We start from the raw sequence: 13,882 nt of genomic DNA on the forward strand, positions 1-13,882 counted from the left end.
TTAAGCACTAGCCTGCGCCGAAAACATCTCCGACGAAAGCAGTCAAATCCTCGTAAGCGCGTTGGCTGATACCAGCGATCTTTGCGCCTTTCTTGCCCTTTGGCACAATCGCGTTCGAGAAACCAAGTTTTTCTGCTTCTTTCAACCTGTTTTCCGCCTGACCCACCGGACGTAAGGCACCCGAAAGGCTGATTTCGCCAAAAACCACTGTATCTGCGGGTAGGGCGGAATCTTCACGAGCCGAAAGTAGCGCTGCCGCAACGGCCAGATCGGCGGCGGGTTCTGACAGTTTCATGCCGCCCGCTACGTTCAGATAGACGTCCAGGCCGGCAAAGCTGATGCCGCAGCGCGCTTCAAGCACCGCAAGCACCATGGCAAGGCGGGCCGAGTCCCATCCGACCACAGCGCGGCGCGGCTGGCTGAGGGAACTGGGGGCGACCAGCGCCTGAAATTCAACCAAGACAGGGCGGGTGCCTTCGATGCCCGAGAACACGACCGAGCCGGGGCTGGGGTTGCCGCGCTCTGACAGGAACAGGGCCGAGGGGTTGGTGACCTCGGACAGGCCGCTGCCGGTCATCTCAAAGACGCCGATCTCATCGGCAGGGCCAAAGCGGTTTTTCACGCTGCGCAGAATACGGAATTGGTGCCCGCGTTCGCCCTCGAAATACAGAACTGTGTCCACCATGTGTTCGACCACGCGGGGACCGGCGATCTGGCCTTCCTTGGTGACGTGGCCGACCAGAATCACTGCCATATCGTTGCGTTTGGCAAATGTGGTCAGCTCATGAGCGGCGGCGCGGACCTGACTGACGCTGCCGGGGGCGCTGTCCACATTGTCGGCCCACATGGTTTGGATCGAATCGATGATCGCCAGACGGGGCTTTTCGGTCTCAAGCGTAGTGAGGATGTCGCGCAGGTTGGTTTCGGCCCCCAGCAGCACCGGCGCGTTTGCAAGGCCAAGACGTTGGGCGCGCATTCTGACCTGAGCGCTGGCTTCCTCGCCCGATATATAAACGGTCTTCACCCCGTTCTGGGCAAAGCGTGCTGCAGCTTGCAGCAAGAGGGTCGATTTGCCGATGCCCGGATCGCCGCCCACCAGAATCGCGCTGGCATCCACCAGACCTCCGCCTAGAACGCGGTCCAGTTCGCCCATTCCGCTTAAGGTGCGGGGCGGGGGCGTTTCGGCCGTGCCAAGGTCGGTCAGGGGGATGCTGCGGCCCTTCATCGCGCCAAGGGATTTCTTGGCGGGACCAGCCGAAGATAGGGGCTTTTCCTCGACGATGGTGTTCCATTCGCCGCAAGCGTCACAACGGCCCGACCATTTCGAAGTGGCCGCGCCGCAAGCAGTACAGGTGAAGTTCAGTGTTTTAGCCATGGCAAAGTCATGCCCAATGGCAGCGCACAGCGCAAGTGTTCTTTGTTTGTTTCTCTTCTGGTTTCGCGAAACCGGTCAGCTTTAGAACCAGCTGACCCATGCCCAAAGAAGCAGGAAGCCAACGAAAACAACCGCATGGACCCAGTCCAGCCAAGGCCAGTTACGCCCCCGCGCGGTAGTCGAGGCCACAAGCGCCAGCGATGCGCCAATGGGTAGTCCCAAGCCGCCGCCGCTTTGCTTCAGTTGCGTGGCATAGTTGAAGAGGGGCCCCGCATAGAGGCCGATAGCGGGCATTACATAGATGGTGAACAGCCCCACCAGACACAGCAGCAGCGCCACAAGCGCCCAGATGCGGGCAGGCGAGCGGCTGGAGTAAACCCGTGCCAAAGCGATCGGGACAAGGATCGCCAGATAGATCCCGTTTTGCAGGGCAAAAAAGATCATAACAGGGGTACTCGTCTCAAACAGCATGGGTCGTCCTATCTTACGGCAGCAATTGGCCCCTCGGCGCGGCCATGAATGAACTGGTCCAGATAAGGATTGCCCGATGCATCCATTTGCGCAACAGGGCCAGTCCACTGAACCACCCCTTCGTGGATCATCGCGATGTTGTCGGCAATGGCGCGAACGGATGTCATGTCGTGGGTAATGGTCATCGCGGTTGCACCCATTTCGGTTACAATCTCGCGGATCAAGTCATTGATGACGCCGGACATAATCGGATCAAGGCCGGTGGTCGGCTCATCGAAAAAGATGATTTCGGGGTCGGCCGCGATGGCACGGGCAAGGCCCACACGCTTTTGCATGCCGCCGGACAGTTCAGCCGGAAATTTGTCGGCCACATCCGGTTTCAGGCCCACACGGCGCAGCTTTTCGATGGCAATTTCGCGGGCCTCAGTCTTGGGCCGCTTGAGGCTGCCGCGCAGCAGACGGAAGGCGACGTTCTGCCAGACGGGTAGGCTGTCAAACAGCGCCGCGCCTTGGAACAGCATCCCGAAACGGGCAAGGAAGGGATCGCGGCTGGCGGTCTCGACGTTCTGGCCGTCCACCATGATGGTTCCCTGATCGGGATGGACCAGACCCAGAATGCATTTCAGCAGCACTGACTTTCCGGTCCCTGAGCCGCCGATGATCACCATGGAACTGCCCTTGGCAATCTCAAGGTTCACGCCGCGCAGCACGTGGTTCGAGCCGAAGGTTTTGTGGATATCGGTCAGCTGGATCATGCGGCGAAGAACAACTCTGTCAGAATGTAGTTGGCGGCGAAGATCAGGACCGAGGCGGAGACGACTGCGGACTTGGTTGCACGGCCCACGCCTTGCGCCCCGCGGCCCGAATTCATGCCATGATAGCAGCCCATCGTGGCCACGATAAACCCGAAGGCCGCGCCCTTTACGAGACCCGAGATAATGTCCCAGCCTTCCAGAAAGTCCACGGTGTTCTTGATGTAGGTGGCAGCGTTGAAATCCAGACGGTTCACGCCCACCACATAGCCGCCGAAAATCCCGATGGAATCGCCCACGGCCACCAGCACCGGAACAGCCAGCGTTGCTGCCAGAACGCGGGGAAGTGTCAGGTATTTCATGGGGTTGGTGGACAAAGTTGTCAGCGCATCGATCTGCTCGGTCACTTTCATCGTGCCGATCTCAGCAGCGATTGAACTGGCCACACGGGCAGCGACCATCAGGCCACCAAGCACAGGCCCCAATTCGCGCACCATACCGATGGCGACGATGGAAGGCACCACCTCTTCGGCCCCGTAGCGCGATCCACCTGCAAAGATTTGCAACGCCAAAGCGCCACCGGTGAAGAAGGCGGTAAGGCCCACCACGGGCAGGGACAGCCAGCCGATCTGGATCAGCGCGTTAAGGAATTCGCGCGGATAGAACGGCGGGCGAAACAGGTGGCTGACGGTCTGCGCGGCGTAGAGAACCACCGCGCCAATAGATGCCAGCGCCCCCATCACAGCGCGCCCGAGTGAGGCCAGTAGACGGATCATGCGCCGATATACTTCCGCTGGTAGCGATTGCCGAGGCTGGTCAGGATTTCATAGCCGATGGTGCCAGCGGCGGTTGCCACTTGATCCACCGTTTGATGTTTTCCAAGCAGCTCGACCGTTTCGGGAATATGGTCCAGATGGGTGATGTCGATGCCAATGAGGTCCATCGAAACGCGCCCCAGAATTGGGCAGGCGACACCATTGGCATAGACTTTACCCTTGCCCGATTGGGCGCGGATGATGCCGTCAGCGTAACCGGCGGCGATGGTCGCCACGCGGGTGGGCTTGTCGGCGGTCCAGCTGTTGCCGTAACCCACGGTCTCGCCCGCCTCAACGATACGAGACTGGATTACGGGGATGTTCAGATGGGCGACGGGCTGCGCATCCACAAAGGGCTCGGCCCCGTACATGCCGATGCCGGGGCGGGTCACGTCGAAATGGTAGTCGGCCCCCAGCAGGATGCCGCCCGTCGCGCTAAGGGCGCGGGGGGCGTTGATGCCGTCGGTCATGGCTTTGAACGCGGCCAGTTGCTGCGCGTTCATGGCGTGATCAGGCTCATCCGCGCAGGCAAGGTGGCTCATGACCAGCACGGGGTTTGCGGCCAGAACGGCGTCTTTGACGCTGTCCCATTCCGCCGGTTCCATGCCCAGACGGTTCATGCCGCTGTCCAGCTGGATGCCGAAGGGGCGACCGGCACTTTCGGCCTGATGACGCTGCCATTGCTCGGCCGAGTTCAGCATGGGGATCAGGTCCGCGTTGCGGATCACTGTCGCATCACCTGCCATATGGCCGCCAAACACGAAGATCTGCGGATCGGGGCCCACGGCGTGGCGTACCTCAATGCCTTCTTCTGCAATGGCGACAAAGAATTTCTTGGCGCCTTCACGGGCCAGTCGAGCGGCGACCGTTGCGGCCCCCAACCCGTATGCATCGGCTTTCACAACGGCGCCAGCCTCGGCATTGCCGGAGGCGGCGGCCAGAGCGCGCCAGTTCGCCACAAGGGCGTCGAGATCGATCATCAGTTCAGAACGTGCCATGCCGCTTTGATGCCATTTGGCATTGCAGGGTCAAGAGAAATCGCTGTGAACTTGTATCCTGTGAACGGTAAAGGGCGGCTTAATAGTCGCCGCCCTGATCTTGTTGCCATGGTTTCACAAGGTTGCCAAAGCGGGTGAACTGGGATTCGAACGCCAGTTCCACGGTGCCGATGGGACCGTGACGCTGCTTGCCCAGGATAACCTCGGCCTTGCCGTGCAGGCGCTCCATCTCTTCCTGCCAGACTTGCAGGCGTTCCAGATCGTGTTCGCCCGGCTTTTCCCGTTCCTTGTAGTATTCCTCGCGGAACACGAACATCACCACGTCGGCGTCCTGTTCGATCGAACCCGATTCACGCAGGTCTGACAGCTGCGGACGTTTATCTTCGCGGTTTTCCACCTGACGCGACAGCTGCGATAGGGCGATCACGGGGATCTGCAGTTCCTTGGCGATGGCCTTCAAACCCTGCGTAATCTCCGAGATTTCGTTCACGCGGTTTTCCGACTGCGAGCCGCGCAGCAGCTGCAAATAGTCGACCATCAGCACATCAAGGCCGTGGGTCCGTTTCAGACGGCGGGCGCGGGCGGCGACCTGAGAGATCGGCAGCGCGGGCGTGTCGTCGATGTATAGCGGGCAGGATTCGAGGCTTTTCGCGGCTTCCACAAAGCGGCGGAATTCGGTCTCGGTGAAATCACCCTGACGGATTTTGTGCGAGCTGATCTCGGACGCTTCGGCCAGAATACGGCTGGCCAGCTGGTCCGCGCTCATTTCCAAGCTGAAAAAGCCCACGCAGCCGCCGTCCAATGTGCCTTCGCTACCATCGGGGCGCAGGCCCTTTCGGTAGGCTTTGGCCACGTTGAAGGCGATGTTGGTTGCCAGCGAGGTTTTCCCCATCGAGGGACGTCCCGCCAGAATGATAAGGTCCGACGGGTGCAGGCCACCCATTTTCTTGTCCAGATCGATCAGACCGGTCGAGATACCCGCCAGCTGACCTTCGCGCTGGTAGGCGATGTTGGCGACGTTCACCGCCTCGGTCACGGCACGCAGGAACGACTGGAAGCCGGTTTCCGATTTGCCCTGTTCGCCAAGTTTGTAGAGCTTTTGCTCGGCCTCGGTGATCTGTTCGCGGGGGTCGTTGTGGACCTCGATCTTGGAGGCCTTGCCCGAGATTTCCTGTCCCAGTTGGATCAATTCACGGCGGATGGCCATATCATAGATCATCTGGGCGTAATCGCGTGCCGCGTAGGCCGCCACGGCGCTGCCCGCAAGGCGGGCCAGATAGGCGGGGCCGCCCAGTTCCTTCAGGCCTTCGTCATTTTCCAGAAACGCCTTTAGCGTCACGGGCGAGGCCAGCATGTTCTTGGAGATCTTTGCCGCAGCCGTCTCATAAATCCGGGCGTGGACCGGATCGTGGAAATGGGTGGGCTTGATCAGGGTGGCGACACGATCGTAGATTTCGTTGTTCGTCAGAATGGCCCCTAGCAATTGCTGCTCGGCCTCGATCGAGTGGGGCAGCCCTTCAGAGGCCTCCACCTGTGCTTTGATCGCTGCGATCTCGTTCATCTTATCCTCGTGATACGGGTGGCTCTAGGCAATAGCGGAGAGCGATGCGCGATGGCAAATTGTATAACCCTGTGGGTAAAATGTGAATAACGCGCCCCCATGATTTTGTAGGAGCGCGTTACCTTTCGTCTACATGTCCGCTTTTCCCGTCAAACGGGTGGCGGGCTTTTGCCGGTGGCGGGGATTAGCCTTTTTTGTTGGCTTCCTGCCACTCGCGCGGTGCGTTCAGGAATTTCTCGACCTCGGTCAGGGTCTCTTCGTCGAAGGCGCCGCTTTCCTTGGCCTCGGCAAGAACGTCCCACCAGGTGCAGAGATAGTGCAGATCAACGCCGTGATCGCCGAGGGTTTTCTCGGTTTCGGGGAAGATGCCGTAGTAGAAAATCACCGCAGTATGGCCGCAGGTCGCGCCGGTTTCGCGGATCGCATCCACGAAGGACAGTTTCGAGCCGCCGTCGGTGGTCAGGTCTTCCACCAGCAGAACCCGTTCGCCTTCAGTCATCGCGCCTTCGATGCGGGCGTTGCGACCGTAGCCCTTGGGCTTTTTGCGCACATAGGTCATGGGCAGCGCCATACGTTCCGCGACCAGAGCTGCGAACGGAATGCCTGCGGTCTCGCCGCCAGCGATATTGTCGAAGGCCTCAAAGCCCGCATTGCGCATGACGGTGACGGTCAGGAAGTCCATCAGGGTGCTGCGGATGCGCGGGAAACTGATCAGCTTGCGGCAGTCGATATAGGTGGGCGAGGGCAGGCCGGAGGCCAGAGTGAAGGGCTCACGTGCGTTGAAGTGGACGGCCTTGATTTCCAGCAGCATGCGGGCGGTCAGGCGGGCGATCTCTTCGCGGGTGGGGTAGGAGGTGGGGATCATCGGTGTGGTTCCTTGTGGCTGCGGAGGGGGGGCTGTCTGCCCCCCGGCGCAATCGCGCCTCCCCCCGAAGGTATTTTTGCCAAGATGAAATCAGTCGGCGGTCCAGAAGACCGGGAAGCCCGGATCGAAGACGGTGACAGGGCCAGCGCCGGTTTCGATCTTGTTGGGGAAGTCCACGGGCGCGTCGGTTTTGGTCAGCGTCAGGGTGCTTTCGTTTGCAGGCAGGCCGTAGAATTTCGGACCGTTCAGAGAGGCGAAAGCTTCGAGTTTGTCGAGGGCGCCGTCTTCCTCGAAGACATGGGCCAAGAGCGACATGGTGTTGGTCGCGGTGAAGCAACCGGCGCAGCCACAGGCGCTTTCTTTGGCCGCATCTGCATGCGGGGCGCTGTCGGTGCCAAGGAAGAAGCTGGCATCGCCGCTGGTCGCCGCTTGGCGCAGGGCGAGGCGATGTTCTTCCCGTTTGGCGACGGGCAGACAGTAGTAGTGCGGTTTGATCCCGCCCACGAGGATGTGGTTGCGGTTGATGATCAGGTGGTGCGTGGTGATCGTCGCGCCGATGTTATCGCCACCTTCGCGCACATAGTCAGCGCCATTCTTGGTGGTGATATGCTCCATGATCACGCGCAGATCGGGGGTCGCTTTGCGGATCGGGTCCAGAACGCGATCGATGAAGACAGCTTCGCGGTCGAAGATGTCGACGGCAGGGTCGGTGACTTCGCCATGAACGCAAAGGGGGCAGCCGATTTCGGCCATCTTTTCCAGCACGGGACGGACCTTGTCGAAGTTGGTCACGCCCGAGTGGGAGTTGGTTGTTGCACCCGCAGGATAGAGTTTGACCGCTTTGATCAGACCGCTGGTGTGGGCCGCTGCGAGATCGTCCGCGTCCGTGTCCTCGGTCAGGTAGAGGGTCATCAGTGGCGTGAAATCAGCGCCTTCGGGGATCGCGGCAAGGATACGTTCGCGATAGGCGGCGGCGTCAGATCCGGTCACCACAGGGGGCACCAGATTGGGCATGATGATGGCACGCGCAAAGTGGCGCGCGGTTTCGGGCGCAATACCGGCCAGCATTGCGCCATCGCGCAGGTGCAGGTGCCAGTCGTCGGGGCGGCGGATCGTGATGCTTTGGGTCATAGGCGCGGATTAGCCCAAGGCGCGGCGCGATGCCAGTGTTTGTTGCGCTGGCCTTAACCGTCAAAGCCCGGAAGCGTGATTTCCCCGTTTTCGGCGGCCTCTTCCAGTCGGGCAAGGCGGCGTTTCATCCGTCGGACATCCAGCCGTTCTGCCGAGTTTTTGAGCAGGCGGTATTCATAGCCCACGTGATCGCGGCCGCGCAGGCTTTTGGCCAGCATCTGGATGTAGTGAGGGTATTCCCGCCGTGCCCGCAGCATCCGGTAGAGCGCCAAGGGGGTCAGTTTGCCGGTCATTGCTTTTGCCAGAAGCTTGTAGAGGATCTGCATGTTGATCAGATGTGCTTCGAGATCGCCTTCCATGTAGGGGATGCGGACCAGTTCAGTGTTCGGCCGGCGGAACATAGCCGCGTGAATCGCATCGAACATGATGCCTGGATCATAGAGGATGTAGGCGCGTTCTGCGGCCTCCAGCATGTCGGGGGCAAATCCGAAGCGATCAGTGAAGGAGAGCCGCCGGATCGGGTGGAAGCGTTCGTCCCAGTGGGTCAGGCGCGGCTCAAGCGTGGCTTGCGGCTGGATCGCAATGACGGTCGCGCCAGGCGCCGCAACCGAGAATGCCGCTGCGGCGTATCCACAACTACCCTTGCCGTAGAATACCACCTGTTCGAATTCGTCAAAGAAGCCGTCATCGATCAGCCGGTCAAAGAACCCGTACACAGCCTTGTCGCGGAACCACGTATCCCCGTTCGATAGCAGGCAAAGATGCGACCAGCCCAATGAGCGGACCAGATCGAATCCCATTGGCTGGCCATTATCTGTGCCGGTTTGGGCATTCTCGATCGTTTCGAACGTCACCAGCAGGGTCGGCTTTTCGTCGATGAACACCGCACAATGATCTTTTCCGAGGGATTGAAAATAGCCATGGGCGTCCCCGATCTCGGAAAGCTTTTCCAGCCATGCGTCTTTGGAAAGATCCAGCATCGACTCGTCGAATGCGTTTGCCGTTTCCTGCATCATGGGCTCCTTGAGGGTCTTCGTACGAATTACGTAGTTTGACTAACAATTAATTTGGGCAGAAATGCGAACAGGACGGGCCCATTCGGGGGCTCTGCAAGGAATATTCTCAATATTTTTCGTGTTTTCGCAATCTGCATTGATCGAACGACTGCGGCGATGTCCAAGTGGATACGGTAAGTACTCTTTTTGATACCGTGGCAAATATCGATGAAGATCCGGTGAACAGGCGCGCCCTATAGCACCAAAGTCGCGGGAAACCCGATCTTGACCGGTGATGCCAACCGTGCAGCATGGAACCCGTCGGGGAGGGGCAGACATGACGAATTTCGAAAGCATCGATCAGGTGCAAAACGCGCTTGCGCAAGAAGGCTATGTATGTGGCAGGGCCTTGGCCACGGTCGTATTCCTGTCATTGCGGCTGGGACGCCCGCTGTTCCTTGAAGGCGAGGCCGGCACAGGTAAGACCGAAATCGCCAAGACGATTGCCCGTTCTCTGAACCGCCCCTTGATCCGCTTGCAGTGTTATGAGGGGCTGGATGCCTCTAGCGCGGTCTATGACTGGAACTTTCCCGCCCAGATGATCGCCATCCGCACGGCCGAGGCCTCGGGCGCTGCGGATCGCGGTGCCTTGCAACAGGAACTCTTCGGTCCCGACTTCCTGATCGAGCGTCCCTTGCTGCAAGCTATGCGCCCGCATCCGCAAGGTGCCCCCGTTCTGCTGATCGACGAGCTTGATCGCACCGACGAGCCATTTGAGGCCTTCCTGCTTGAGGCGCTCTCAGATTTCCAGATTTCGATCCCGGAAATGGGCACGATCAAGGCACCAGAACCTCCCATTGTGATAATCACATCGAACCGCACCCGCGAGGTACATGACGCGCTCAAGCGCCGCTGCCTCTACCACTGGGTGGATTATCCCGACGCTGCGCGTGAGCTTGAGATTCTCCATTCCCGCGTCCCCGAAGCGGCAGAGACGCTTTCGAAAGAGGTCATCGCTTTCGTCCAATCCCTGCGCACCGAAGATGTGTTCAAAAAGCCGGGCGTTGCGGAAACCATCGACTGGGCGAAATGCCTGCTGGCACTGGATGTGATCTCCCTGACACCGGACGTTATCGCCGACACAATCGGAGCCTTGTTGAAATATCAGGACGACATCCAGCGCATCGCCGGATCCGAGGCCACCCGACTGCTGGATCAAGCCCGCGCCAGCCTGACCGAAGACGCATGATCATTCATCTTAGCGCCAAATACCTTCGGGGGGCGGCGTCCCGCAGGGGCGCCGGGGGGCAGACAGCCCCCTGCGCGGTCTGAAGGTGCGCGATGGCTGAATACATCCCGCTCGAATTGCCTGAAAACCCGAGGCTTGCCGAAAATATCGCCCATTTCGCGCGGGCCTTGCGCTATGCTGGCCTGCCGGTAGGGCCGGGCCGGGTGGCGGATGCGGTGCGTGCGGTGGCGGCCAGCGGCTTTACCAGCCGGATGGATTTCTACCACACCCTTGCGGCCTGCTTCATTTCTCGTCCCGAACATCGTCTGGTCTTCGCGCAAACCTTCCGCCTGTTCTGGCGCGATCCGCGCTTTCTGGAACATATGATGAGCATGATGCTCCCCTCAGTTCGCGGGGTGCAGGAAGAGCGGAAAGCTCAAGCCGCAGAGAAGCGGGCGGCACAGGCGCTGCTACAGGACCAAATCCCCGAGATGCCACAGTCCGAGGACGAAAGAGGCGGCGAGGAGATCGAGGTCGACAGCACTCTGACAATGTCCGAACAAGAGCGCCTGCGCTCGCTCGACTTCGAGCAGATGACCGCAGAAGAATTGGCCCGAGCCAAGCGCCAGATCGCCGAGATCCGGTTGCCTGTGCCGGTGATGCTGTCACGGCGGTGCGCTCCCGATCTGCAAGGGGCCCGTATTGATGCGCGGCGCACTTTGCGGGCGGCGCTGCGAAATGGGGGGGAACTTCGGCAACTGCCTCGGATGGCACCGAAACCGCGTCCTTTGTCGCTGGTGGCGCTTTGCGATATCTCCGGGTCAATGAGCCAATATTCCCGCGCGATGCTGCATTTCCTTCATGCGGTCTCAAATGACGGGGGCAGTGGTTGGGGGCGTATTCATGCCTTCACCTTCGGCACCCGTCTGACGAACATCACCCGCCATTTGAAGGCCAAAGATGTGGATGCGGCCTTAGCCGCCGCCGGTGCAGAAGCTCAGGATTGGCAGGGCGGCACGCGGATTGGCGAGACGCTGGCGCGGTTCAACCGTGACTGGTCTCGTCGGGTGTTAGGGCAGGGCGCTGTGGTGATCCTGATCACTGACGGGCTTGAGCGGGGCGATCCGGACTTGCTTGCGCTTGAGGCCGGACGCTTGGGCCGCAGCGCCCGCAAGCTGATCTGGGTGAACCCGCTGCTGCGATGGGAAGAGTTCGCCCCACGGGCCAAGGGGATTCAGGCTTTGCTGCCCCATGTGGATGTGTTCCGGACCGGCCACAACATCGCTTCGATCGAGGGGTTGGCTGACGCGTTGTCCGGTGATGGCGGAGAGAAAGCCCGCATGATGCAGGCGCTGCACAGCTACACCTCCGAAGGCTAAGCCTTTTCCAAATCCGGCGGAGCGCCCCTTGCGGGGCGCACAGGTTTTTGGGTCATTTATGGATAGGCGAAAAAGACCTTCAGGCTTTGGTGTCTTTGAACATTCCGCGCATGGCCTCGCGATCTTTTTGCAGGGCTTGGCGCTTTTCCAGCGCCAGTGCCATGCCACGGGCAACGGCGGGGCGGGAGGCCATGGCCTCTAACCAGCGCGCCATGTGGGGCTTGTCTTCAAGGGTTTGCTTTTGCCCCTCCCAGAGAGACGCCCACCCGTAGATCGCCATATCCGCGATGGAATAAAAGTCTCCGGCCACCCAAGCATTTCGCGCCAGTTGCCCATCCAGCACCTTATACAGGCGGGCGGTTTCCTTGATGTAGCGCTCTTTCGCGTATGGCAGGTCCTGTGGTGGGGTCATCAGAGGGGCGTATTTGACAAAGTGATGGGTTTGCCCTGCCATCGGGCCAAGTCCCCCCATTTGCCACATCAGCCATTGACCGACATTAAGCCTGTCTCGTTCGGTGGTACCATAGAATTGGCCGGTCTTACGGGCGAGGTATTGCAGGATCGCGCCGGACTCGAACAGAGAGACCGGCGCTCCGTCCGGGCCTTCGGGATCGGTGATCGCAGGCATCTTGTTATTAGGGCTGATTTTCAGGAATTCCGGCTTGAATTGATCCCCTGCGCTGATGTCCACCAGATGCAGATTGTAGGGCAGGCCCATCTCTTCCAGCGCGACAGAGATTTTCCATCCGTTGGGCGTGGGCCAGTAGTAGAGTTCGATCGGGGTTGGCATTGGCGTTAACCTTCTGTTCACCATTGCGCTCTAGCTTGGTCAGAGTTGCAGTTTTGGCAAGGGTGCTTGGTAAATCCGACAGGTTGACGCAGGGCCGCGTAGGGCGTAATCGGGTCCGGTGGCGCTTTGTTACCGGATTGCGGGCCACGATAAATAAACCGCTAAAGAGGTCAGGCTTGGGACCCCCCTGTTGCTGACCGCGACCGGGGGTTTTTTCGTGGCTGATTGCCGCGCAGAATGGAGACTGGACGATGACGAAGGACAACTCGAACTGGAAATCGCGCACCAAAGCGGTGCACAGCGGTACCCGTCGCAGCCAATATGGCGAAGTGTCCGAGGCCATCTTTATGACCCAGGGCTTTGTCTATGAGACCGCTGAGGCGGCCGAGGCGCGCTTTGTCCAACTGGGCGAGGATGAGTTCATCTATGCCCGCTATGGCAACCCGACTGTCGCCATGTTCGAAGACCGTATCGCCGCCATTGAAGGCACCGAAGATGCCTTTGCCTGCGCCAGCGGGATGGCTGCGGTCAACGGGGCGCTGGTCTCGATGCTGCGGGCAGGGGATCACGTGGTGTCGGCCAAGGCGCTGTTCGGCTCGTGCCTTTATATCCTTGAAGAAATTCTGGGCCGGTATGGCGTGGACGTGACCTTTGTGGACGGCACCGATCTGGATCAGTGGAAGGCGGCGATCCGCCCTGACACCAAGGCCGTGTTCTTTGAGTCCGTTTCCAACCCCGCGTTGGAAGTCATTGATATGAAGTCGGTTTCCGATCTGGCCCATGCGGTTGGCGCATTGGTTGTGGTGGACAACGTTTTCTCGACGCCGGTGTTTTCGCGGGCGACGGAATTGGGTGCGGATGTGATCGTCTATTCGACCACCAAGCACATTGATGGTCAGGGTCGTGCCCTTGGTGGTGTGGTTCTGGGGAGCAAGGAATTCATCCGTGGCACCCTTGAGCCATACATGAAGCATACGGGCGCCGCGATGAGCCCCTTTACGGCCTGGATCATGCTGAAGGGCCTTGAGACGTTGGATCTGCGCGTGCGGGCTCAAGCGGCTACCGCTGCCGCAATTGCCAAGGCGCTTGAGGGTCATCCGAAGCTGGAACGTGTTGTTTATCCTGGCAGCCCCTCGCATCCGCAGTATGACCTGTGTCAGGCGCAGATGGGTTCGGGCGGGACCATGGTGGCCTATGAGATCAAAGGCGGTCGCGATGCGGCGTTCCGCTTCATGAACGCGCTGGAGATCTGCACCATCTCGAACAACCTCGGGGATGCAAAGACCATCGTGACCCATCCCGCGACCACGACGCACCAGCGTCTGCCGCAGGAACAAAAGGATCACTTGGGGATTACATACGGGCTTATTCGCATGAGCGCGGGCCTCGAAGATGCGCAGGATCTGATCGATGACGTTTTGCGCGGATTGGATGCCGTCTGAAACTGATCCATTCGGGGTGGTCTCACGTATCCGTATGGGGAATTGGAAAAGTAGGTGTGAATTCCTACGTTACTAATGGC

The 13,882-nt window shown here is 59.9% G+C and carries 13 protein-coding genes and 1 riboswitch; of the genes, 3 read left to right on the forward strand and 10 right to left on the reverse strand.

All coding sequences use genetic code 11. From position 1 onward, the window contains the following. Positions 1-7 precede the first annotated feature (7 nt). The 9 genes from radA to CLV74_RS08490 form a co-directional block, all read right to left on the reverse strand. Complete coding sequence (gene radA / locus CLV74_RS08450) at positions 8-1,375, reverse strand: DNA repair protein RadA (protein ID WP_106263785.1); 1,368 nt, start codon at positions 1,373-1,375, stop codon at positions 8-10. A gap of 81 nt (positions 1,376-1,456) precedes the next feature. Continuing rightward, positions 1,457-1,846, reverse strand: coding sequence for a hypothetical protein (locus CLV74_RS08455; RefSeq protein ID WP_106263786.1), 390 nt, complete (start codon positions 1,844-1,846; stop codon positions 1,457-1,459). Positions 1,847-1,854: 8 nt separating this feature from the next. Beyond that, positions 1,855-2,601 (reverse strand): ABC transporter ATP-binding protein, encoded by a 747-nt coding sequence (locus tag CLV74_RS08460; RefSeq protein WP_106263787.1) that lies wholly within the window; start codon positions 2,599-2,601, stop codon positions 1,855-1,857. Then, positions 2,598-3,374 carry an MlaE family ABC transporter permease gene (locus CLV74_RS08465; protein WP_106263788.1) on the reverse strand — a complete coding sequence of 259 codons (777 nt, stop codon included), beginning with the start codon at positions 3,372-3,374 and terminating at the stop codon, positions 2,598-2,600. The genes CLV74_RS08460 and CLV74_RS08465 overlap by 4 nt, the downstream gene beginning before the upstream one ends. Next, a complete protein-coding gene (gene alr, locus CLV74_RS08470) occupies positions 3,371-4,411 on the reverse strand; it encodes an alanine racemase (protein ID WP_106263789.1) in 1,041 nt (346 codons plus the stop codon). Before alr ends, CLV74_RS08465 begins: the two co-directional genes overlap by 4 nt. 79 nt (positions 4,412-4,490) lie before the next feature. Continuing rightward, positions 4,491-5,972, reverse strand: coding sequence for a replicative DNA helicase (locus CLV74_RS08475; RefSeq protein ID WP_106263790.1), 1,482 nt, complete (start codon positions 5,970-5,972; stop codon positions 4,491-4,493). Positions 5,973-6,156: 184 nt separating this feature from the next. Then, entirely contained in the window at positions 6,157-6,837 is a 681-nt protein-coding gene (locus tag CLV74_RS08480; RefSeq protein WP_106263791.1) for an orotate phosphoribosyltransferase, read from the reverse strand. 90 nt (positions 6,838-6,927) lie between these two features. Beyond that, positions 6,928-7,968 (reverse strand): dihydroorotase, encoded by a 1,041-nt coding sequence (pyrC, locus tag CLV74_RS08485; RefSeq protein WP_106263792.1) that lies wholly within the window; start codon positions 7,966-7,968, stop codon positions 6,928-6,930. 53 nt (positions 7,969-8,021) lie between these two features. Further along, entirely contained in the window at positions 8,022-8,981 is a 960-nt protein-coding gene (locus CLV74_RS08490; RefSeq protein WP_245888491.1) for a phosphoadenosine phosphosulfate reductase, read from the reverse strand. Between the two features lie 319 nt (positions 8,982-9,300). On the opposite strand from CLV74_RS08490, the gene CLV74_RS08495 reads away from it, so the two are divergent. Both CLV74_RS08495 and CLV74_RS08500 read left to right on the forward strand, forming a co-directional pair. Continuing rightward, complete coding sequence (locus CLV74_RS08495) at positions 9,301-10,212, forward strand: AAA family ATPase (RefSeq protein ID WP_106263794.1); 912 nt, start codon at positions 9,301-9,303, stop codon at positions 10,210-10,212. 92 nt (positions 10,213-10,304) lie between these two features. Next, positions 10,305-11,570, forward strand: a complete 1,266-nt coding sequence (locus tag CLV74_RS08500) for a vWA domain-containing protein (RefSeq protein ID WP_106263795.1) — start codon at positions 10,305-10,307, stop codon at positions 11,568-11,570. A 79-nt stretch (positions 11,571-11,649) separates the two neighbouring features. On the opposite strand, the gene CLV74_RS08505 is transcribed toward CLV74_RS08500, so the two are convergent. Then, on the reverse strand, positions 11,650-12,360 hold the full coding sequence (locus tag CLV74_RS08505) for a glutathione S-transferase N-terminal domain-containing protein (protein WP_106263796.1): 711 nt from the start codon (positions 12,358-12,360) through the stop codon (positions 11,650-11,652). A 108-nt stretch (positions 12,361-12,468) separates the two neighbouring features. After that, positions 12,469-12,546, forward strand: a riboswitch (SAM riboswitch). Between the two features lie 65 nt (positions 12,547-12,611). On the opposite strand from CLV74_RS08505, the gene metZ reads away from it, so the two are divergent. Continuing rightward, positions 12,612-13,802, forward strand: a complete 1,191-nt coding sequence (metZ, locus tag CLV74_RS08510) for an O-succinylhomoserine sulfhydrylase (protein WP_106263797.1) — start codon at positions 12,612-12,614, stop codon at positions 13,800-13,802. Positions 13,803-13,882 lie beyond the last annotated feature (80 nt).

The organism is Donghicola tyrosinivorans, assembly GCF_003003355.1.
GTDB classification, from domain to species: Bacteria; Pseudomonadota; Alphaproteobacteria; order Rhodobacterales; family Rhodobacteraceae; genus Donghicola; species Donghicola tyrosinivorans.